The 21,414-nt window shown below is 43.7% G+C and carries 13 protein-coding genes; 2 read left to right on the top strand and 11 right to left on the bottom strand.

The genetic code is table 11. The features are described 5' to 3' along the window. Positions 1–17: 17 nt before the first annotated feature. The 3 genes from L3V43_RS04730 to L3V43_RS04720 all read right to left on the bottom strand — a co-directional run bounded on the left by L3V43_RS04730 (position 18) and on the right by L3V43_RS04720 (position 3,805). On the bottom strand, positions 18–1,028 hold the full coding sequence (locus L3V43_RS04730) for an L-threonylcarbamoyladenylate synthase (RefSeq protein WP_237116029.1): 1,011 nt from the start codon (positions 1,026–1,028) through the stop codon (positions 18–20). Positions 1,029–1,135: 107 nt separating this feature from the next. Beyond that, entirely contained in the window at positions 1,136–2,518 is a 1,383-nt protein-coding gene (locus L3V43_RS04725) for an NAD-dependent succinate-semialdehyde dehydrogenase (RefSeq protein WP_237116199.1), read from the bottom strand. A 303-nt stretch (positions 2,519–2,821) separates the two neighbouring features. Next, positions 2,822–3,805, bottom strand: coding sequence for a rhodanese-related sulfurtransferase (locus tag L3V43_RS04720; RefSeq protein WP_017217357.1), 984 nt, complete (start codon positions 3,803–3,805; stop codon positions 2,822–2,824). Between the two features lie 208 nt (positions 3,806–4,013). Between L3V43_RS04720 and L3V43_RS04715 the strand changes: the two genes are divergently transcribed. Together L3V43_RS04715 and L3V43_RS04710 are read left to right on the top strand one after the other, a co-directional pair. Continuing rightward, on the top strand, positions 4,014–5,345 hold the full coding sequence (locus L3V43_RS04715) for a DEAD/DEAH box helicase (protein WP_102056831.1): 1,332 nt from the start codon (positions 4,014–4,016) through the stop codon (positions 5,343–5,345). Between the two features lie 2 nt (positions 5,346–5,347). Beyond that, entirely contained in the window at positions 5,348–6,178 is an 831-nt protein-coding gene (locus L3V43_RS04710; protein ID WP_010604803.1) for a S1-like domain-containing RNA-binding protein, read from the top strand. A 288-nt stretch (positions 6,179–6,466) separates the two neighbouring features. Here L3V43_RS04710 and L3V43_RS04705 read toward each other — a convergent pair whose 3' ends face one another. The 8 genes from L3V43_RS04705 to L3V43_RS04670 form a co-directional block, all read right to left on the bottom strand. Continuing rightward, positions 6,467–7,348 (bottom strand): patatin family protein, encoded by an 882-nt coding sequence (locus tag L3V43_RS04705; RefSeq protein WP_102056833.1) that lies wholly within the window; start codon positions 7,346–7,348, stop codon positions 6,467–6,469. Between the two features lie 160 nt (positions 7,349–7,508). Then, positions 7,509–10,625 (bottom strand): efflux RND transporter permease subunit, encoded by a 3,117-nt coding sequence (locus tag L3V43_RS04700; protein ID WP_237116028.1) that lies wholly within the window; start codon positions 10,623–10,625, stop codon positions 7,509–7,511. 9 nt (positions 10,626–10,634) lie between these two features. Further along, on the bottom strand, positions 10,635–11,675 hold the full coding sequence (locus L3V43_RS04695; RefSeq protein WP_237116027.1) for an efflux RND transporter periplasmic adaptor subunit: 1,041 nt from the start codon (positions 11,673–11,675) through the stop codon (positions 10,635–10,637). Positions 11,676–11,952: 277 nt separating this feature from the next. Then, positions 11,953–14,121, bottom strand: a complete 2,169-nt coding sequence (locus tag L3V43_RS04690; protein ID WP_237116026.1) for a DUF6359 domain-containing protein — start codon at positions 14,119–14,121, stop codon at positions 11,953–11,955. A 70-nt stretch (positions 14,122–14,191) separates the two neighbouring features. After that, entirely contained in the window at positions 14,192–16,231 is a 2,040-nt protein-coding gene (locus tag L3V43_RS04685) for a bifunctional 2',3'-cyclic-nucleotide 2'-phosphodiesterase/3'-nucleotidase (RefSeq protein ID WP_237116025.1), read from the bottom strand. Positions 16,232–16,550: 319 nt separating this feature from the next. After that, positions 16,551–19,265, bottom strand: a complete 2,715-nt coding sequence (locus L3V43_RS04680; RefSeq protein ID WP_237116024.1) for a DUF5666 domain-containing protein — start codon at positions 19,263–19,265, stop codon at positions 16,551–16,553. A 136-nt stretch (positions 19,266–19,401) separates the two neighbouring features. Then, positions 19,402–20,358, bottom strand: a complete 957-nt coding sequence (locus L3V43_RS04675) for a hypothetical protein (protein ID WP_237116023.1) — start codon at positions 20,356–20,358, stop codon at positions 19,402–19,404. A gap of 51 nt (positions 20,359–20,409) precedes the next feature. Continuing rightward, positions 20,410–21,366 carry a hypothetical protein gene (locus L3V43_RS04670; RefSeq protein ID WP_237123925.1) on the bottom strand — a complete coding sequence of 319 codons (957 nt, stop codon included), beginning with the start codon at positions 21,364–21,366 and terminating at the stop codon, positions 20,410–20,412. Between the last annotated feature and the right edge of the window lie 48 nt (positions 21,367–21,414).

Here is a 21,414-nt window from a genome sequence, read left to right as displayed (position 1 = left end):
ACCACGCCAAATAATGACTATTGTGCGGCCGCGCGCATCAGTCTGTCATTAACATCGCGCCACTCGGGCGCCGTTGGTGGTGCTTCCAACAAAATCTCGGTTGCACTTGATTGGTCCAATTGATGTAACCCGTGATAAAGGCCCTGCGCATACTTGGCTTTGTCAGCACCAAGTTTGAGATCCACCAGCTCGTTGTTTGCTGAATTCTCAGAGATCATTCGCTCAATTTGCGATGAATAATACAACACACCGGTATTCGCTTCGCACTGGCCGCTTAGGCGAGCAACTAACTCTTCCGTTGACAACAGGGTAAGCGGTTTGCTTGGTTGATAATGGGCTTTTACGTTACCAGGGACCGCTACAGTGTGCACATCGGGCTCGTCTACTTCAATATTGAGCACCGCTTCAAGTGCAGCTTTAGTAATAGGGCCTGCTCGCAAGATCCTCGGTGTGTCTGAAGATACATCGAGGATCGTTGACTCAAGTCCTACTTCACATGAACCGCCGTCTAACACAGCCGCTATCTTGCCAGACAATCCAAACAACACTTGCTCGGCGGTGGTTGGACTAATTTTTTTGTAAGGATTGGCAGAGGGCGCAGCAAGTCCGGAGTTAATGTGCTGCAATAATGCTATCAATGCAGGATGATTTGGCACACGTATACCCACGGTTGAGTGGCCGCCTGTGACTACATCGCTCACATGTGCTTGCTTTTTGGCAACGATCGTCAGTGGCCCCGGCCAAAACGCATCAGCTAAAGCGTCAAAATAGTCTGGTAATGTTTCCACCCACTCAGTGACCAAAGACTTGTCAGCGAGGTGTACGATTAGCGGGTGATCAGCTGGGCGTCCTTTTGCTGCAAAGATTTTTTTTACCGCATCGGGTTGCCTTGCATCTGCTGCTAAGCCGTAAACGGTTTCTGTAGGAACCGCAACAAGATGACCATCACGTGCAAGTTCAGCCGCTTGCGCCACTGCGCTTGGATCAGTTGCCAATAAATGTAAGGTTGTTAAGCATGCTTCGCCCACGTGTCTTTCTCGCTGTAAAAAATGGACGCGAATTATAACCAATTTAAAACGCAAAGAGCCAGTATTACTGGCTCCAGCATATAAGCAAACGTCAGGATCGGTTTGCGTTATTCAGCGCTTGCGACCATTACGGTTTTCACGTTAACAAACTCTTTGATCCCAAAACCACCATGCTCTCTGCCATAGCCACTGTCTTTAACACCACCAAACGGCAAATTTGGTTGTGCCAACGAATAGCCATTGATGTTCACCATGCCAGTATCAAACTCCTTGATAGCAAGCTCTGTTGCACGTTGAGTGTCTTCAGAAAAAATCCCGCCACCTAAACCATAGCGTGAATCATTGGCTACCATCATTGCCTCAGCCTCATCTTGCACTCGAATTAGCGACGCCACAGGGCCAAATAGTTCATCATCATAAGCCGGCATACCGGGTTTAACGTCTTCCAAAATGGTGACTGGATAATAAAACCCCTGTTGCTTTGGAATTTCTCCACCAAGTGGACAAGTCGCTCCCGCCTTAACGGACGCTTCAACTTGTTGGTGTAATTCATCACGTAAATCTTTACGCGCCATAGGACCTAAGTCGGTGTCTGCTGCGGTAGGATCTCCCACCTTAAGCTGCTTAAAGCCAGCCACAAAAGCCTCTCTAAATTGATCATAAATCTCATCAACGATAATAAAGCGCTTCGCGGCAACACAGGTTTCACCGTTGTTGACAATACGACCTTGAATACACGCGGACACCGCTTTGTTAATATCAGCATCTGCTAGCACCACAAAGGCATCGTTACTACCGAGCTCTAGGACGGTTTTTTTAGAAAGCTCAGCCGCCTGCTTTGCAACTTGTTTACCTACTTTATCGCTTCCGGTAAACGTAACACCGCGAATATATGGATTCTTTATCAACTCGCTGGCTGTCTCACCATCAATTAATAGTGATTGATAGCAACCTTTTGGAAAACCGGCCTCTAAATACAACTCTTCAATTAATTTAGCCATGCCAAATACATTTGAGGCATGTTTCATTACCGTGGTATTGCCCGCCATCACGTTCGAAACACTGTATCTGATAACCTGATAAAGCGGAAAGTTCCAAGGTTGTATTCCTAAGATCACACCTATTGGTTGATAAGTGATAATGGCGTGTCCCTGCTCAAATACCCGATGCTCATCCTGTAATTCTTTTTCGCCATGCTCAGCGGTATATCGGCAAATTTCAGCACACAAGGAAACTTCCTGTTCACCCTGCTCCGTCACTTTGCCCATTTCCTCGGTCATCAGTGAAACTAACTTGGATTTATTTTGCTCAATTAAGTCAGCAAGCCTGTTTAGCTTTTGTGCTCTTTGCGTAAATGTGGTTTTCTTCCAAAATGAATAACAGTCATTGGCTAAGTCCACCGACTTTTGCGCCTCGTCCAAGCTCATTAACGTATATTCATTAACGGGTTGCTCTGTCGCAGGATTAATTGTGGTTACCGTATTTGACATCATAAAGCTCCTTCAAAAATTTAACGGCGTAAATCAATTTGTAGATTTACAGCGATAGCCTTTGAATAAGCAAGGAAGACACCAATCTGAAAATAAAGAGTATATCTTTGATTATTATGAATTAATTAAATTTCAGAATTTGATTTCGAAGAATTTGAAAACAGGAATTAGAAAAGGCTACACACCTAATATGAAAAGTTTGCAGAGCGAATGGCACTTGCGCAAATAGCTGGCAGTGAAAGGTTTAGCAGAGAAAAGGGACCATCCGGTCCCTTTTTTATGTATTCTTAGTACAATGCACCTTTAGCGCTTTTGACGTTGCGCTTCTTTTTGCGCTAGCTTTTCTTCTTTACGCTTACGAATAGCATCCTGTGCTTCATGACCGATATGACCTTCGCCGCGTAGCTTCGCCAGTTCAATTTGCTTTTGGCGCTCAGCAAATCGTGCAACTTGCTCTTCTGTTAGGTCTTTGTGGCAGTGGTGACAAGACACCCCTTCCATATATTCTTCAAGTTGTTTCTCTGCTTCCGTGATTGGCATACGACAAGCATGGCATTGATCATAAGACCCTTTGTTTAAATCATGATCGACAGCAACGCGGTTATCAAACACAAAGCACTCGCCTTCCCACATGGTTTCTTCTTTTGGCACATCTTCTAAGTATTTTAGAATGCCGCCTTCCAAGTGATAAACCTCTTCGAAGCCTTGCTCTTTCATATACGCTGTCGATTTTTCACAGCGGATCCCGCCAGTACAGAACATCGCCACTTTTTTGTGTTTTTCTGGGTTTAAGTTATTTTGCGCCCACTCAGGGAACTCACGGAAAGTCTTGGTTTTAGGATCGATGGCATTTTTAAACGTACCGATCTCGATTTCATAGTCGTTACGCGTATCAACGAGCACAACGTCAGGATCTGAAATCAATGCGTTCCAATCTTGTGGTTTTACGTACGTACCAACCACTTCTTTAGGGTCTATACCTTGTACACCCATGGTCACGATTTCTTTCTTAAGCTTTACTTTAGTGCGGTAGAAAGGGCAAGTTTCATCGAACGACTCTTTATAAACGATGTTATCAAGGCCCGGTTGTTTGTCTAACCATGTAAGTAGCGCATCAATGCCTTCACGTTTACCGGCAACGGTACCATTGATACCTTCTTCGGCAAGTAATAACGTACCGCGAACTTCATTCGCTTCCATCACATCGTGAAGTGGCTGTCTTATCTCTTGATAGTTAGGTAAAGAGACAAACTTGTACATAGCACAAACAACGTATTGTTCTGACATTGTATTTTCCTAGATTTAAGCTTTGATTAGCTTACACATTAAGCATGACGATGTGTAAAGCACGAAAACCGAGTCGCAAACCCGGCGCTGAGGCGCGTATTTTACGGATTTTTGATTAAAATGCAAAAAACACAAATTCTATATCCGATAGCGTCTATGCTTTGGTATAATCTCGTGTTTTTAAAATTCAAGACTTGGAGAAATTGACTTGAGATTCACTGAACTTGGGATAGATACGCGCCTAGAACAACAACTGGCTCACCAAGGGATCACGGAACCGACCGAGATCCAAGCGCATGCCATCCCAACGGCTCTAGCTGGCCACGATGTTTTTGCGCAGTCTAAAACAGGCTCTGGCAAAACCCTAGCCTTCTTGCTGCCTGCCGTACAGCGTGTAATGAAACAAAAAGCGCTGAGTAAACGCGATCCTCGCGTTGTTATCGTAGCTCCAACTCGTGAACTCGCGACTCAAGTATTCTCTGAGTGTCGTGCACTGTGTGCTGGCACTAATATTCAAGTCTGTAAGATTTTGGGTGGTGAAAACTACAATGATCAGGTAAAAGCGCTACGCCGCGACCCGCATTTTGTGGTGGGTACTCCTGGTCGTATTGCCGATCACGTTGAAAATCGTTCATTATTTTTAGGCGGTCTTGAACTGCTTATTTTTGATGAAGCAGATCGTATGTTTGACCTTGGCTTTGAAAAACAGTTGGACGTCATTAATGATTCTGCGGATCACCGCCAAAGACAAACGCTGTTATTTTCAGCCACACTAGACCATACTCAAGTTGAAGCATCGTCACGTCAATTACTTAAATCGCCAAAGCGCATTATGTTGAGCAATGCCCACCAGCAGCATGAAGACATTAAGCAAGCGCTCTACTTTGCCGATCATTTAGATCATAAAGAAGCGCTGCTTAAGCACTTCATCACACAAGATGACGTAGGACAGTGCATTATCTTTACCGCAACTCGTGGCGACACAGACCGATTAAGCAAACTGTTAAATGAGATGTCGATTAAAGCGGTATCGTTGTCGGGCGATATGCCGCAAAATAAGCGGTTAGACATTATGGAAAGCTTCAGCCGTGGGATTTATAAAGTGCTGGTTACCACAGACGTTGCCTCTCGTGGTCTCGATTTGCTCTCCGTTACCCATGTTATGAATTTTGACTTGCCTAAGCAGGCAGAAGAATATGTCCACCGTATCGGTCGTACAGGACGTGCCGGATTTAAAGGCACTGCGATTTCATTTGTTGGCCCCAAAGATTGGGATAGCTATGTGGCAATCAAAAACTATCTTGATGAGCCACTACGTTTTGAAGAAGTCTCTGGTCTTGTTGGTAAATTCAAAGGACTTAAGCAAAAACCACAGCAGAGTAAAAATCGCCCTGCAGAGTCTGCGCCAAAGCAAACAAGTAAACCTAAGAAAAAGCCGGTGAAAAAGTCACAACCGAGAAAAGTGGTCCCGCCACCGATTGATATTGACGGTACTATGCCGATGCGTCGCAAACCAAAACCACAAACTGACGAGGAATAATCATGTTAGGTCAAATCAAAATGTTAACCATTGAAGAGCTTACCGCTGAAGGGGCTTATTTAAACGGTGGTGAGCTTGGTGACGTGTTTCTTCCTCGAGCAGAGGTACCAAAGCACACCGAAGAAGGTGACTCTGTTGAAGTATTTATCTATTTAGATAACTTGGGACACGCAACGGCAACAACCAAAAAGCCACTTGCACAAGTCGGTGAGTTTGCTCTGCTGCGCGTAAAAGAGATCAATAAGGTTGGTGCTTTTATGGATTTGGGTATTGAAAAAGACGTGTTAGCGCCTTTCAATGAACAAAAACCGAAAATGCGCGACGGCTATAGCTATTTGGTTAGGCTTTACCTAGACAACGCGAGTAAGCGTATTTGTGCGTCTAGTGCGCTGGGTAAATTTTTGAGTAAATCAAAAGCCGAGTACGAAAAATTCGAAGAAGTAGACCTAATCGTCGCGGCAAAAACCGATCTTGGCTATAAAGTGATCGTCAATGAAAAACACTTTGGATTGGTCTTTTTCAATGATGTGTTTAAGCGCATGTATATTGGTCAGCGCATGAAGGGCTTTGTAAAAGCGGTTCATGACGAAGATAAGATTGATATCGTGTTAGAAAAGCCAGGTATAGGTAAGGTTAAAGACCTTGCGGAAATCATTTATAGCAAACTCGAAGAAAGCGGCGGCTATTTACCGCTAGGCGATAAATCAGATCCTGACGCCATCAAGCGTACTTTCTCTACCTCTAAAGCTAACTTTAAAAAAGCCATCGGTGGTTTATTCAAAGATGGCCGAATTGATATCGAAGCGAATTCTATTTCAATTCGCAAGTCTTAAACGCACATAATACTTAACCTGAGGTTTGGATAAGGAATGTTCCAACTCATTGTTTCTAAAGAACAACTTAGTTTTTCCTTTTCTAGCCAGAGAGTTTTAGGGAAAACACCGCTTCCGCGTCCTGCTCTCGCTAAGGTACCTACATCCTGTAGGCAAGGAGAATTTACGCACCAATAGCTGGCTATTGGAAGTGAATTCAACGCGGTTAGCGCTAAAACTGGCTGCTAGAAAGGCATTAATTATCCGCAGCTCAGGTTACTTAGCAAGTCTCAACCTGAGACTTGCTTGTTACATTACACTGACTTCAAGCATATCACGCCATTTATCTACCGCTTTTAATCCCAGCTCAAACCCCAATTTATAATCAGACTTTAAGGTCTCAGGGCTTGAGCCTAAAATCATAGATTCCAGTGGTCTATTGGGCGCTATTTGAATGATGTTAACATCTTCTGGTGGTGAATTCATAAAGTTCACCGCATCGGCATAGCGACTTTGATAGTGATGATACATTTCAAACATTCGAGGAGATTGATTAACGCGCCGCATGATTGGCTTTAAGCGCTCAAGCACTGGCATTTTGCCATCGTCATGTGCCTCAATGGTTCTGATCACCCAAATCGTCTTTGCCCCTTGACTGTGTGCCCAGCGCACGGGTAAAGGATCGGCCACGCCTCCATCCATCATTCCGTGACCCGCAACTTTAACGCCTGGACGATATAAAAAAGGGATCGCACTAGAAGCCTTTAAATGGGTAAACATGTTATCGTGCCACGTATGCAAATAATGTGGCTCAAGCGAGTCTAAGTGACTTGCAACCGCATAAAAGTTACTTTCCGGCGTGAGGTGGTTAGGCTCAGTTGGAAACCGTACTTTGCCGCTGTGCTCTACTTGTTGAAAATACCAATCCAAGTCAATGACATTACCACCGGTAAAAAATCGCGCGGGACGGAAAAACTGCTGCTCCGTCGTCAGAGATTCGATAGCAGTTTGCGCATATTGACTTGCGCGAGCACAATAGGCTGCGAGGTTTTGTGCACCCGCTGAGACACCCACTTTTAAATCAAAAGGCGTAAATTTTTTCTCAAGAAAAGCATCAAGCACGCCCGCTGTAAAAATGCCTTTTTGACCTCCACCCTCAGCGATAATTGCAGAGCGTATGTTAGTTGTCATGTTGTGCTCTTTTTATTATATAAACCTGTACGCATCTTATTTTACTGTGGGCAAAAACCCGAAATTCAAGCTTTCATACCACTTAGCAATAAAAATGCCCTGCAGAACAGAGTTGTTCAAGCAAGGCATTCATAATATCCACAGCGTGATTAATATGTGGTTAAAGTTTGCTTACTGAGCTTTCTACTGGTCGTTTTAAAAAGCTGACTAATAGCGCGGGTAAAATGGTGAGTGTGACGATAGTTGCCATAGCAATACCACAAAGCACTATCATGCCAACGCCTCGATAAAGTTCAGATCCTTCTCCTGGAATGAACACTAATGGCGCAAGACCGCATAGGGTTGTCATCGTTGACATCACAATCGGTTTTAATCGCGTTTGTAGTGCTGAGATCACCGCCTCGTAAACACTCATCGCGGTACTCTCAAGGTTTCTGCGGCTTTGATCCACAATCAGAATAGGGTTATTAACCACGGTCCCTAACAAGATTAAAAAGCCAAGCATGGTGATCATGTCAAAAGGCTGGTGGAAAGTGCCTGTTATGCTACCAATGCCATTAATAGCAATTAGTCCAAGTAAGCCCCCTGCCATGCCAAGCGGCACTGTTGCCATGATAAATAGCGGGTAGCCCCAATGCTTGAAGATAGCGACAAGTAATAAGTAACACAGCGCTAATGCAACGATAAAATTACTGCCCAGCGCTTCTTTGGTTTTGTCTAGTTGATCGGCAGCACCACCTATACTCACATTGACACCAGGAAGCAGATCGCCCTGCCTATGAAGCTGCGGTAGTAATTCCGTTCTTACTAATTCCTGCGCTTCCTCTAGGGCAACATTTCTTGGAGGAATAATATATACAGTCACGGTTCTACGACCATCAACTCGGCGCAAACTATCACTGTCTGCTTTTTCTCGTAGATCGGCCAAAGCGCTCAGCGGGATCAGTCCAGCTTTGGTTACAACTGGAGATTGCGCTAATTGCGAAAGACTTTGCTGATTACCCGACTCAGAAAATAAAAAGACGTCGACTTTGTCATCGTCTAAAATCAACTCATCAACATAAGCGCCGTCACTCAGGGCTGCGACCGTATAGCCGAGTTCGTCAGCACTCATACCCACTTCAGCCAGCCGTTGCCATCTTGGTTGAATCTCTATTAACGGTTGGTCGAGTGTCAGAGAAGATGGTGCAGAATCCACTTGTGGATTATCAAAGACCTCCCCCGCTAACCGGTACACTGCATCTGCCGCCCGGTAGAGCGCCGTTTGATCTGTACCGCTAATATCTAAAGCGACCGCTCTTGAACCGCCATCATTACTGGAGATAATCGAGCCTCGTGAAGAAAATGCACGCATTCCTGGGTAGCTTCTAAACTTGGTCGTGATTGCCTCCATCATTTCATCGATGTATTCACGGTTGTATGGTTCACTCAATAGCCAAATGCTACCAACACCAACAGACATCGAATAATACTTTAAAGGTGGCAACGACGTGTTACCCGATACAAAATCGCTGTCATCGTTTTCCAAATGCTTATTTAAATAAGGAAGTAGTTCATCACCAATTTTTCGCATATGGCTGAGGTTATAGCCCGGAGGCGCTATCATCATAGAGAACGCTTTTGGCTCCTCTCCCTCTGGCAAATATTCGGCTTTAGGCATAAATAACCACGCACTACCGAGTAACAACACACTACCGAATACAATACACACTATGCGAGCACGTGAACTTGATAACATCGCCGGAATAAACGTTGGCAGTTTAGGCGTAGACAACATGCCACTGGAGATCTCCTTACAGGCAAAATTTGCATTTGCCGCAGGCACCACAAACAAGGCTACCAACATAGAAGCGATGATTGCTCCAGAAATCGCAATTGCAACATCGGAATAAAGCTGTCCGGCTTCTTGCTGAATAAACAAAATGGGTGCGAATACCAACACTGTGGTCAGGGTTGAAGCGAGCACCGCAGGCCATACCTCTTGAACACCGGTAATAGCTGCTTGAAGTTTGTCGAGACCTCGGCGTCTTGCTTGCTCTATGTTTTCAAGTACAACAATGGTGTTATCAACCGTCATGCCAATGGCAAACGCGACACCGGCTAGGGAGATAACGTTGATCGTTCTGTCAAATAGCAACAGACCCAAAAATGCCGCGATGGTACAAATTGGAACGCCCATCACACCAATAAAGGTCGAGCGTGGGCTCTTTAAAAACCAAAACATCACCAGAGTCGCAAGCACCGCACCTAGCGCTAAATTAGTCCAAACATTTTCAACAGATCCTTTAACGTAACGAACATCATCGCTCAATAGCGTCAGTTGTAGTCCATTACTTGCGAGCATGTCACGGTTGATGCGAGCCACTACCTCCATCATTTCTTCTTTAATCGCCATCACGTTAGAGCCGCTTTCTCGTCTCACCGAGAGCATTAAAGCTCGCTCGCCATTGTTATAGGCAATATCGCGCACTTCATAATGATCAAGCTTTACCTGGGCGATGTCTTTAAGCTTAATTGTGGTGCCCGCACGGTGACTGACTACCAGCTCTTCTAGCGCTTTAGCTGACTCAAAGCGGCCGACCATACGCAGTAAATAACGACGTTTACCACTATCTATATCGCCCGCTGAGGCATCTTGGTTACGGCTGCGTATTGCATTTCTAACATCAACTAAGCTAATTCCACGGCTCGCCAATTGTTCTTGATCTACCAAAATTTGTACTTGATAGAGTGCACCACCACGCACACCAACCTGAGATACTCCACTGACTCTCTCCATTTCTGGGCGAATAAAGTCTTCGGCATAATCACGAAGCATATCGATATCAAGATTGAGTGGATTTCCCGGTTGTGGCTTTAGATTAAAAAACATGAAGGCATTGCTCGAAAACGCGCTGCTGTATAACACCGGCTGGTCAACGTTTTCAGGATAATTTGGCACTTGAGATAACGCATTACTCACGTTTATGAGCGCTTCGTTGACGTCGACACCAAATGGAAACTCAAGCTCTATCTCTGCCTCACCGGTATTGGCATAACTGGACATGCGAGTTAGATTCGCAAGTGAGCGAAGATACCTTTCTTGCTCTATAAGTATTTCTTTTTCAACATCCTGTGGCGTGGCACCGGGCCAATTGGTCACCACAGTGATGGTTCTTACTTCAAGATCTGGGATCATTTGCACCGGAATTTTAAACGCGGCAACAATACCCAATATCGAACAGATCAATACCGTGACTGCAACTAAAATGGCGTGATTTACACTGGCTCTTAACATCACCCGCTCCTATAAACCCGGTACAATGTTTAATGCTTGGCCTTCTTGCAATAACTCATTGCCTTCAACCACCACTTGTTGCCCTATCTCTAAGCCAGATAGAACTTCAATATGACCATTAATTCGCTCACCAATTTGAACGTTTAACCGCTTTGCTTGACCGTCAACGGCCACAAAGACACTGAACCCACCGTCGGGATGACGCAAAATCGCATCGCTAGGAATAATCACGCTGTGGTCTTGTGCTCGAATTAGCGGCAGTTTTGCCGTAGCCGATGCGCCGACACGCAACTGCGCATCTGTTGGGATTGCCAATCTTAATAGAAACGAGCGACTGGTTTTGTCAACGACAGGAAGTTTTGCCAATACATGAGCTTGATGCTGCACGCTTGGTGTGCTTGCAACACTAAAATTTACGACACGGCCGAGATTAATAAGCTGAAAGTACTCTTGTGGTACTTGCAAATCGAGCCACAAAATATCACTACTTACTAGCTCAAACACCGTTTGTCCACGCGTCACCCACTCACCTAAATTAACCGTGCGCCTTGCTATCACCCCCGTAAAAGGCGCTTTTAATTGATGGCGGTTAACGAGCTCTCGCTGATAAGCTATCTTAGCTTGTGCTTCTAAAAGAGTGGCTTCTGATGCTTGTAACTTAGCCTCTCTGTCAGCAAGCTCAGTTTGCGCAAATAATTTTTGCTGCGACAGAGACTGTGCTTCTTTTACCAATCTTATCGCATTATTGCGATCGACCTTGGCGCGCTCAAGTGCTGCTTCTACGCTTTTCAGCTCAGCTTTTACTAAAGCGGCATCGAGACTCAGCAGTACAGCATTTTCTTCAACAATATCTCCGGCTTCAGCTGAGATCTTAGTGATTACACCATCGGTTAAACTTGACACTTGTGCGTGTTGTGCTGCACTAATTGAGCCCGTTAAAGACAGTGTTCGTTCAAGCTGTTGTTGCTTTACATCAGTGACCACAACGTTGACCGCTGCAGCATAAAGGTTAAAGGATAAAAGAGAGAATATTAAGCAAACGCATTTCATGTAGTTTGTTCCAAAGTTAAAAGCACTATTCCTTTTCGTAAGCACTTGGCAATAGCACCTACTGATCTCGACTAAGCATTGCAGCTGGCGAGTGTATGTCACTATAACGCGACACACTAACACAAATAAAAATCATTACCATCCAAACTGGATGAATGACCTCAAAAGTGTAGTTTGTGAAATAATGAATGAACAAAGAATATACAGGAATAACGCTTAGAATAAAGTAGACATAAACGTCGCTATGCCTACTTTAAGGAGGGTCAATTACAATGATTTAATTTAACAATACAAGTGAAGTAACATTGCGAACACCGGGATGACTCATATAGTCATTTTTAATCCCTTCAACTCTCAGTGATTTACCAATCAAACTCGGGTTAAGCTTGGGACTAAATGCATCACGCTGAGCTGCTTCCAACTTAATATATAGCTTGTTGCCAACAACTGTTGGGTCGCTTAATTCAAGCGCATAGATATCGTTTACAGCAGCTGTGATTTTGCCACTGACTACCACTGCTGAGCCATTATTTAGCGCTAATACGTCAACAACACTCATATCACTAGATGGCTCTGTCGTTGTACCAACGGTTTGTATTTCACTGACTTCTCGTATCCCCGGTGCACTCATATACGATGAGCGAACACCTTTGATAACTAAAGTAGAATCAAGAATGGATGGATTAAGCTGCGGACTAAATGCAGCACGCTGGTGACTTTCAAGTTTAACATTTATCGTATGAGTAGGATTTTGGCTGTCCTCAAGTACTAAAGCATAGATATCATTAAGTGCAGATTTAACACGCCCAACAAGCTCAATTTCATTGCCCTCGGCGGTTACAAGCGCCTGCTCAACCGACAATGCCACTGGCGCAACCTGAATATCGCTTACATAACGAATACCAGCCTCACCCATATAGCTGTCTCGAGTACCAGTCACTATAACTGATTGACCAAGGATCTCTGGATTGAGTTGCGGGTTAAAGTCACTGCGCTGAGCAGATTCAAGCTTTACGTTGATACTTAGCGATGCGTTGGCAGTATCTGTGAGTAATAGGCCATAGATACCGTTTACTTCGGCTGTCACTTTACCTAACACTGCAAATTTAGACCCAGCTGAAGCAGCAAGTGCCTGTGCTACAGAAATCGTGCCATCAGGAGTTGGCTCTGGATCGGGATTAGGATCTGGATTGGTTTGCCCTGAACCATAAGGCGCATTGAAAGAGTTATTTTTATAGCTATCTGTATTCCATGCATCAAAACCCGATGCAGGCGTCCCCCATGGCTGACCGTTGTTTGGATCAGACATTTCTTGCGGCGCCATTGGCACAGGTGTTACTTCGCCGCTTGCATGACCGTTAGTACCATCAAAGTACTGATACGACTCGGGCGTTGCTAGCCAATTGATGATGTTGACCGAAAGTACAGCTGCATTACCTCTGTCCGTCCAGCCGGGGTACGTCTTTTTACTATTGCCATTATCCTGACGCTTGTATTTAGGTGTAGCGTCTTCAATTGGAGAAGAATCACCAATAAACGCAGCTTTACCTAATCCGGCTTTTGAGATAGCAACATACGGGCCTTCATTTCTACCACCAAAGTAAAGCCCATCATCTTTAGCATGACGCCACTTAGCTGGTGTATCTGAAGGTGAAAAATAAACCAAGCCCTTCGCTTTTTGTTCATCTACAATCGCAAGCGTCGCGCCCGCGGCCATCAATACAGGAGTAACTCCGAGTGTGATCCCTTCTGTTTTGCTCGCAGACTCAATACCACTTACGCCTTGCTTGTAGTCAGCGGCATTAAAGCGAAAGCGGATCCCAAAATTTTCTGCAAGCCATCCCATGTCTGCTGATTTTGGATTACGCCAGTCACCGTACTCACCACCTAGATTATACTTGGCCAGATCTGAGCGGTTGTAGCCGTTAAAGACTTCAGTGGCATCCCACGTATTTAGATTACGATCCGCGTCATAATGATCCGCAATAAAAAATATCCCTTTTCCATCCGCTACAAACTGCAATAACGCTGCTTGCTCTGATTGAGTGAAAGGACGGTTAGTTTCTGCCAATACAAAGACATCTGCATCTTTAATCGCATCGTAGCTGATAACCGCTTCATTTTGATTGCTTTGAGAGGTACGGTCGTCAAAGAATCTAATCTTGCCGTCATTGTTTAAATCAACACCGCGATATTCTTTTACGGTATATCCTTCATTAACCAATGCATCCGCAAAGTCTGAAAACGCACCGTCAATAACCCAATCGGCATTTCCCTCCACGCCACCGTGTGACACATCAAATAATACTGTCTTACCATTGCTGTTTGTGGTTGGTGTTTTAACTGGAATATGGTTATTCCAGTCATACGGCTGTGCTGCAAACACAGATGTGGATATAGCCGCAGCCAAAACTACGCTGCTAAGCTTGAAGTTTACTTGTTTCATTCGTCAAATCCCGTTGAAAATTATAAAAAGAAGCGATAAAAAAGCCGCCAAAATATGGCGGCGTAGTGTATTAGTTCAGCGGTTGTGTTAAATCCAGCTGATAAAGTGCAAAACCTCGTTCGTCGGTTTTGCCAGTAGGTAGAATATGATTAAATTGCTGACTGTAGGTTTCAGCATCCGCACTAGTTGAACTAAAGAACTCAATATTAGCGCCAACTACAGGTGCAAATGACCAGTTCATATCTGCCGATGGATCAAGTCCTGCGGCACCATTTTGGTCGCTAACAAAAGTAATATAGTCAGCAACGACCTGACGGTTCTCATTTGGCGAGTCGACAACGATTTTATCTCCCTTAATATTTGGGAAATTACCGCCACCAGATGCACGATAGTTATTCGTTGCAACCAAGAATACTTGGTCGTCCTTCACCAACTCACCTTGATACTTCAATGCCTTAATGCGGTTACCGTTTGACACCTTTTCACCGTTTGCCGCGTAGCGTGCAGGCTCAGTGACATCAATTTGATACGTCACACCATCTAGCACATCATAGTTATATGAAGGAAAGTCTGGATTGATCAGCGCTTGAACGCCTTCAGTATTCGGTGTGATTTGATTGAACTGGCCTGCAGACATTTCAAGCCATTCGCGCACTTCACTGCCCTTGAGCTTCAACACCTTAAGTACGTTAGGATAAATGTACATATCTGCAACGTTACGATAGGCGATATCACCTGCAGGAATTGCGGTAAAGTCATCTGGCCCGCCACGCCCAGCTCTAAAGGGTGCACCCGCAGACAGAATAGGTAATCCATCAAGCTCAGTACCTTGCACTATTTTTGCTGTATACCATGCTTGTGCGTCAGTCACGATTTGGATTGAGGGGTCGTCATTCACTAACGCAAAATAGCTGTTCACAGTGTTGGTGATTTTAGCAAAAGGCTCATTTACCCATTCGCGCGTTTCAGCATGCTCACTATGCACTACCGCTTCAATTGCTGCATCGCTTTCAACCAATGATATCGTGTTTCGATTTTCATCCGTTTCATAGATTGGTTTAAGCGTTGACTGTGAGTCAACCACCGTCCATTTACCTGACTTAAACTGGATATCTAAGTCAATTACACCAAGGTGATTTCCCCAAAAACCAGGCATTACAGCCGCAACGCCATTGATTGTGCCTTTATCGTTATCAACACCATGTGCCGCTAAGTCTGCATAGCCCGAACCTGGGAAGTTTGCATGCGCATGACCAAACATAATGGCGTCTATATCATCCACCTTAGATAAGGCATAAGATGCGTTTTCAGCCATTGGCTTATCGGCAGATACATCAAGACCTGAGTGCGGAATAGCAACGACAATATCCGCGCCTTCAGCTTTCATTTTAGGCACGTAGTGTTTTGCCATTTTTACGATGTCTTTGGCTATCACTTTGCCTTCAAGATTGGCCTTATCCCATTGCATGATTTGCGGTGGAACAAACCCGATAAAGCCGACTTTAATCACCTGAAGTTTGTCATTCTCGTCAAAGAATTGCTTTTCTTGAATTAGGTAAGGCTTAAATAACGGCACATCATTTGTTTCATCTTCGTCGCCATCAACCTTAAATACGTTTGCACTAATATAGGGAAAATTCGCATCGTCGATTGCTTCGTCTAAAAACGCTAAGCCAAAGTTAAACTCATGATTACCAATATTTGCGACATCGTACTCTAGTGTGTTCATGGCCTTATAAACAGGATGAACTTCTCCCTCTTTGAGGTTTTTGATTTTCGCCATATAGTCGCCAAGCGGACTACCTTGGATCAAGTCGCCGTTATCTACTAGCATGGAATTTTTAACTTGGCTTCTCGCTTGATGGATTAACGCCGCGGTTTTCACTAGACCCACTTTGTCGTCTTGCTTGTCTGAAAAGTAGTTGTAGTTCAATACATTTGCATGCAAATCTGTGGTTTCTAGTAAACGCAAAGACACCGCAGTGCCCTCTTTTGGAATATCAGGTCCTTTCGGCACGTTTATATCAACATTGTTATCTGAATCTGAGCAACCAGTAATAATGCTTGTGGCACCGCACAATAGTGCGATTGGAAGTAGTTTTGTTTTCATAAGTCCTTTCTTTACTTTGTTTGCATACCCGTGTGCATGCTTTTAGTTATTTCAGCAATACCAAGTCACGTCTCTTCTTACTCCACTTCATAGAAGCTGAACCTAGAAGCACAGCGAGTCAGTATAAACCGTTGCGTTTTGCGTGGCGGGTGTCACTATACGAGGGAAAAAAGTCAGGAAAGCTAAGCTTTTATGGCAGTTCAGTGGGATAAATATGACGTTACTAAGTCAGGAGAAGCGAATTAATTTTAAAGTGAAATATAAACAAAAAAGCCTCCACATTGGAGGCTTTAATTGTGACTTTTACATTTACCAATAGTTAATCTTCAAAATCGACTTCTAGCGCGATGATCGTGCCTTCGACCATTTGAGCGGTAACTTCAACCTTAACATCATTACTAAGGTCACTTTTTTGGCCATCTTTGAATACGGTGTCATTGGTTACATGAACCGTCATTCCAAATAATGTAAATTGGTCGCCAGACAAGTTTGCAACTTTACCTTCGAGCTCAAAATAGGCGTAGTCTTCGAACTCTACCTTTTCAGCTTGAATATAAGTTTCACCATTTTCAGTTACTAAATAGCCTTCAACTTCAACGTTTTTGCCTGTTGCAATATCAGATTGACTGCCACCTTTCAACTGAGTTTGCTCAGATACTTTGACTTTTTGGCCAAGGACGTAAAACGCCTCATCTGTCTCAACTTGTGTGATTGGACCTTCAACCTCCACATATTTTACGGCTTCAAATTTGAGCTCTTTAGCAATAACAGTGACACCGTCGGTTGTGTAACCTTCAACCTCAACTGCCAAGCCATTTGAAAGCTTTTCAAAATTACCATTCTTAAGCTTTGTATCTGCCGTAATTTGAACGCGCTGCGCACCAAGGTTGAACTCGTAATCAAACGCAGAGTTTTTGACTAGGTCCTCAATTAAGCCTGCAATTTCGACTTCGTCAACGTCATCTTCCTCAAACTCGACCTTTTTAGCCAACAATACATTGTCGTCAGTTAACACGCCTTCTACTTCAACCGTTACACCGTTTCCAAGGTTATTGCTACTGCCATCTTTAAATTCCGTGTTGCCATCAGTTGCAATAGAGACACCATTCACCATGAACTCAGACGCTGAGACAAAGTTTGTGATTTTGCCTTCGACTTCAAGTTCAATACCATCATCAGACTCGATTTCAATTTTGAGTGCCAAGATTGAACCATCAGCACGCTGAATAGCGGTAACTTCAACTTCATCGCCAATCACAAATAAGCCGTTTTTAAACTCAGTATTTCCATCAAAAAATACTGTCTTACCATCAACACTAAAAGTTGCGTCGACCGGATTAAAACTAACCACTTTACCTTCTAGCTCAAATCTACGGTCATCGAAGTCATCGTCTTTGTCATCAACTTCAACTTTAGTTGCGATCAATGAGTCTCCTTGGATCACATAATCAACTTCCGCGATATCACCTGCTGCCACTTGTTCAAAAAATGTCGTGAGGTTTACATCATCTTCAAGTTCCAGCTCTGTCGCACCATTGATGGCAAAGACAAGTTTGCCTACTGTGATTGTTTGCTCGCCAGCATTAACAGCCGTGATTTTTCCCTCAACCTCATGTTCTTGCTGGTCGTCAAAATCGCTTGCAGAGATACGCTCTAAATCTCTCACAACGTAGGCACCTTCAAAACCAAATGCCTCAATTTCTACGACATCACCTACACTAAGCTTCTCAAGTTTAAGTTCGATGTCTTCTGCATCCGAGTCATCTTCAAACTGGGTATAGCTATCCACAAAATAGGTGCTACCAAATACTGTTAGTGTCTGTGCTTCAAGGTCAATATCTTCCACTACGCCAGTTAATTCGATTTCAGAGTGCTTATCAAAGCGTACTTTTTTTGCGATTAAACCTTCTTCGGTTGCAACTGCAAGCACAAATACGCGCATACCGATTTGCAGGTCATCATCATCCCCTTTTTTGAAATCAGTGTCGTCATTTAATGTGAAGCTGTGCCCGCCGATTGCGAAGGTGTCGTCACTGACTTGAGTTACAATACCTTCAAATTTGGCGACCGCACCTGTTGATACTGGCTCGTTGCTATCAACCTCTACACTGTCTGCAAGTAATACACCGTCAATAGGTAAACTTGATGCTTCCACCTCCACTATTGCATTGTTTTCAAGCGTCCCTTCAACTTCTGTTGCTTGGCTATAGTCTATAGTCAACATACCTAATTTGAATGTTTTCGCATCAAGATCTAGCTCAGCAACCTTACCTTCAATTTCAAATTCGCCATTTTGCTCTTCCACATCAATGCGGGTAGCAACATACTGACCCTGCCCTTGATGCAACGCACTGATCTCTACGAAATCACCTGTCGTTATTTCTGTGAAAGCTACCTCTAATTTCGTACGTTTATCAACACTAAATTCTTGACCCAAAACGGTGATTGTTTGTTTGGCGTAGTCGACTGCCGTCACCACACCTTTAGCAGTTGCGTCATAGATAATAGAGTCAGCTACTGCAAAATTGCCATCTGCGCCTTGCTTACCTTGCAGATTTATCAGCATGCCCACTTTAAGATTTGCTTGTTGATCTGGCGTCGTCTCATAACGCACACCGTTTACGTATACACTGCCAAACCCAGTTACCGTTCCCTGTGCACTTACTGATGTACGGTAGGTAATGGTGATTGTTTCTTCTTCATTACCACTCAAATCGACAGTAACCGAGTTTTCATTTGGCTGATAGAGTGCTTGATCCACAGAACGAGAAGTAGCCGTTAATTTATACTCCCCGTTTGCTAAGGCATTTAGAGTAGTCGTGCTTGTTATGTCTTCGCTATAGCTAGAAGGGCCTGTTAGCGTTAAGCCCGCATCTGCACCAGCAGGTAAGCCTTGTACAATGACTTTTATTGAACCTTTAGTTCCTGTGTTATCACCAGGTTGCGGATCGGTATCACTTCCACTTCCGCCCCCACAAGCAACCAAAAGGCTACTCGATGCCAATAACGATGGTAACAACCATTTTTTATCCATTATATAATCTCCTAAATTTTGGCTCATTTAGTACATGCAGCTGCTAGCCACAAAAACTTAACATGCACTCTAGACGGCCGAAAATGAATGCCCGCTTTACTAACGCCCGAGTTGTACCTATTTTGGTTTTTCGTCGTTACCACACTTCCATGCGATTAATTTGGCAGTCATCTGCATCAAAGTACTTTTTCATCACCTCTGGAAATGAACCATTGCCGTGAGCATTCTTATTCTTCTTAAACGTATACTCCATAGCTTTATAGTAATATCGATTGATTGGTTGAGTAATATCCATAAACCTATTCATTTGTGACCAATCGTGAGTATCGCCACCTCCCGCAATACCTATACGATTTCCAAACCAATAGTGCTCGGGGTATTTTCTACAACTTAAGTAACCCGTTTGCATTGATGCGCTGCCTCGCATATTTTTTACTTCTGGACCGACGACATACTCTAGGTCTTCTATTGGGATATAAAATGGTTTTCTAAACAAGGTATAAGGCGTTCGCACCAACCCGGTATGGCGGTTAAACTCGATTGCATCCACAATACGAATTGCATTCCCTAATTTGTACATTATTAAAGGGAATGCAGTCAGTAAAAACAGCCCCAACCATGAATGCCAAGCTGGCATACTGTCGTCTGTCATACTTACCCCTAGCAGACAAATACCAATAATAGGGCCTAATACCAACCCATGCAGCCTAAGAGACCATAATCCCGGTGAGCGCGGTACGGAAACAACCCGACCATCGCATTGGCTAGGGTAACTTACGCCACTAAAGTCGTCTCTCGGTGCAAATGCGTCTTTACAAGGTTTTGCGTCTTTAAACTTACAACCATTTAGTTCTTCAGCCTTGGCTAGTCGTTCCTTATAGCTTTGATTATGGAGATGATCTTTTGATAATTCCTCAAAATAGATACCACTAATAAGGTATTTGCTTTCTCTATCAACATATTCACGTATTTCTTCTCTTACTTTTTTCTCTTCTTCTGTGGCTTCTTCTCGATAATACCGTTCTCTTTCCTTAGCTCTTTCCTTTAGATATTTATCTAACTCCTCTTGAGTCATATCTTCAATCTTTTTCATCAACAACTCCTTTTAGCTGACTACTAGAAAGCACTTGTAATGATTAACGCCCTACCACACTTCCATGCGATTTACTTGGCAGTCGTCGGCATCAAAGTACTTTTTCATCACCTCTGGAAATGGGCCATTGCCGTGAGCATTCCTATTCTTTTTAAACGTATACTCCATAGCTTTATAATAATAGCGGTTGATTGGTTGAGTAGTATCCATAAACCTATTCATTTGTGACCAATCGTGAGTATCGCCACCTCCCGCAATACCTATACGATTTCCAAACCAATAGTGCTCGGGGTATTTTCTACAACTTAAGTAACCCGTTTGCATCGATGCGCTGCCTCGCATATTTTTTACTTCTGGACCAACGACATACTCTAGGTCTTCTATGGGGATATAAAATGGCTTTCTGAATAAGGTGTACGGCGTTCTTACCAATCCGGTATGGCGGTTAAACTCGATTGCATCCATAATACGAATTGCATTCCCTATTTTGTACATTATTAAAGGGAATGCAGTCAGTAAAAACAGCCCCAACCATGAATGCCAAGCTGGCATACTGTCGTCTGTCATACTTACCCCTAGCAGACAAATACCAATAATAGGGCCTAATACCAACCCATGTAGCCTAAGAGACCATAATCCCGGTGAACGCGGTACGGAAACAACCCGACCATCGCATTGGCTAGGGTAACTTACACCGCTAAAGTCGTCTCTCGGCGCAAATCTGTCTATACAGGGTTTTGCTTCTTTAAACTTACAGCCGTTTAGTTCTTCAGCCTTGGCTAGTCGTTCCTTATAGTTTAAGTTATGGAGGTAGTCTTTTGTTTGTTCTTCATAATAAATACCACTTCGACGATAACTTGTCTCTCTAGCCAAGTATGCATCTCTTTGTGCTTTCTTTTCTTTTTCTTCTTCAGTTGCTTCTTCTCGATAATATCGCTCTCTTTCCTTCGCTTTATTTGCCAAATAGCTATCTAGCTCCTCTTCAGTCATCTCTTCAATCTTTTTCATCACCAATTCCTTTTAGTCAACCACTAGAAAGCACTTGTAATGATTAAC

Origin of the sequence: Pseudoalteromonas sp. L23 (assembly GCF_021728455.1) — a bacterium.
Taxonomy (GTDB): domain Bacteria; phylum Pseudomonadota; class Gammaproteobacteria; order Enterobacterales; family Alteromonadaceae; genus Pseudoalteromonas.
This window is presented reverse-complemented; position numbering and strand designations above follow the sequence as displayed.

Bases quoted from the DNA above. Each gene is read 5' to 3' on its own strand.
- L3V43_RS04725 (WP_237116199.1), bottom strand. From the start codon at position 2,518: ATGTCAAATACGGTAACCACAATTAATCCTGCGACAGAGCAACCCGTT.
- L3V43_RS04720 (WP_017217357.1), bottom strand. From the start codon at position 3,805: ATGTCAGAACAATACGTTGTTTGTGCTATGTACAAGTTTGTCTCTTTA.
- L3V43_RS04710 (WP_010604803.1), top strand. From the start codon at position 5,348: ATGTTAGGTCAAATCAAAATGTTAACCATTGAAGAGCTTACCGCTGAA.
- L3V43_RS04705 (WP_102056833.1), bottom strand. From the start codon at position 7,348: ATGACAACTAACATACGCTCTGCAATTATCGCTGAGGGTGGAGGTCAA.
- L3V43_RS04700 (WP_237116028.1), bottom strand. From the start codon at position 10,625: ATGTTAAGAGCCAGTGTAAATCACGCCATTTTAGTTGCAGTCACGGTA.
- L3V43_RS04695 (WP_237116027.1), bottom strand. From the start codon at position 11,675: ATGAAATGCGTTTGCTTAATATTCTCTCTTTTATCCTTTAACCTTTAT.
- L3V43_RS04690 (WP_237116026.1), bottom strand. From the start codon at position 14,121: ATGAAACAAGTAAACTTCAAGCTTAGCAGCGTAGTTTTGGCTGCGGCT.
- L3V43_RS04685 (WP_237116025.1), bottom strand. From the start codon at position 16,231: ATGAAAACAAAACTACTTCCAATCGCACTATTGTGCGGTGCCACAAGC.
- L3V43_RS04680 (WP_237116024.1), bottom strand. From the start codon at position 19,265: ATGGATAAAAAATGGTTGTTACCATCGTTATTGGCATCGAGTAGCCTT.
- L3V43_RS04675 (WP_237116023.1), bottom strand. From the start codon at position 20,358: ATGAAAAAGATTGAAGATATGACTCAAGAGGAGTTAGATAAATATCTA.
- L3V43_RS04670 (WP_237123925.1), bottom strand. From the start codon at position 21,366: ATGAAAAAGATTGAAGAGATGACTGAAGAGGAGCTAGATAGCTATTTG.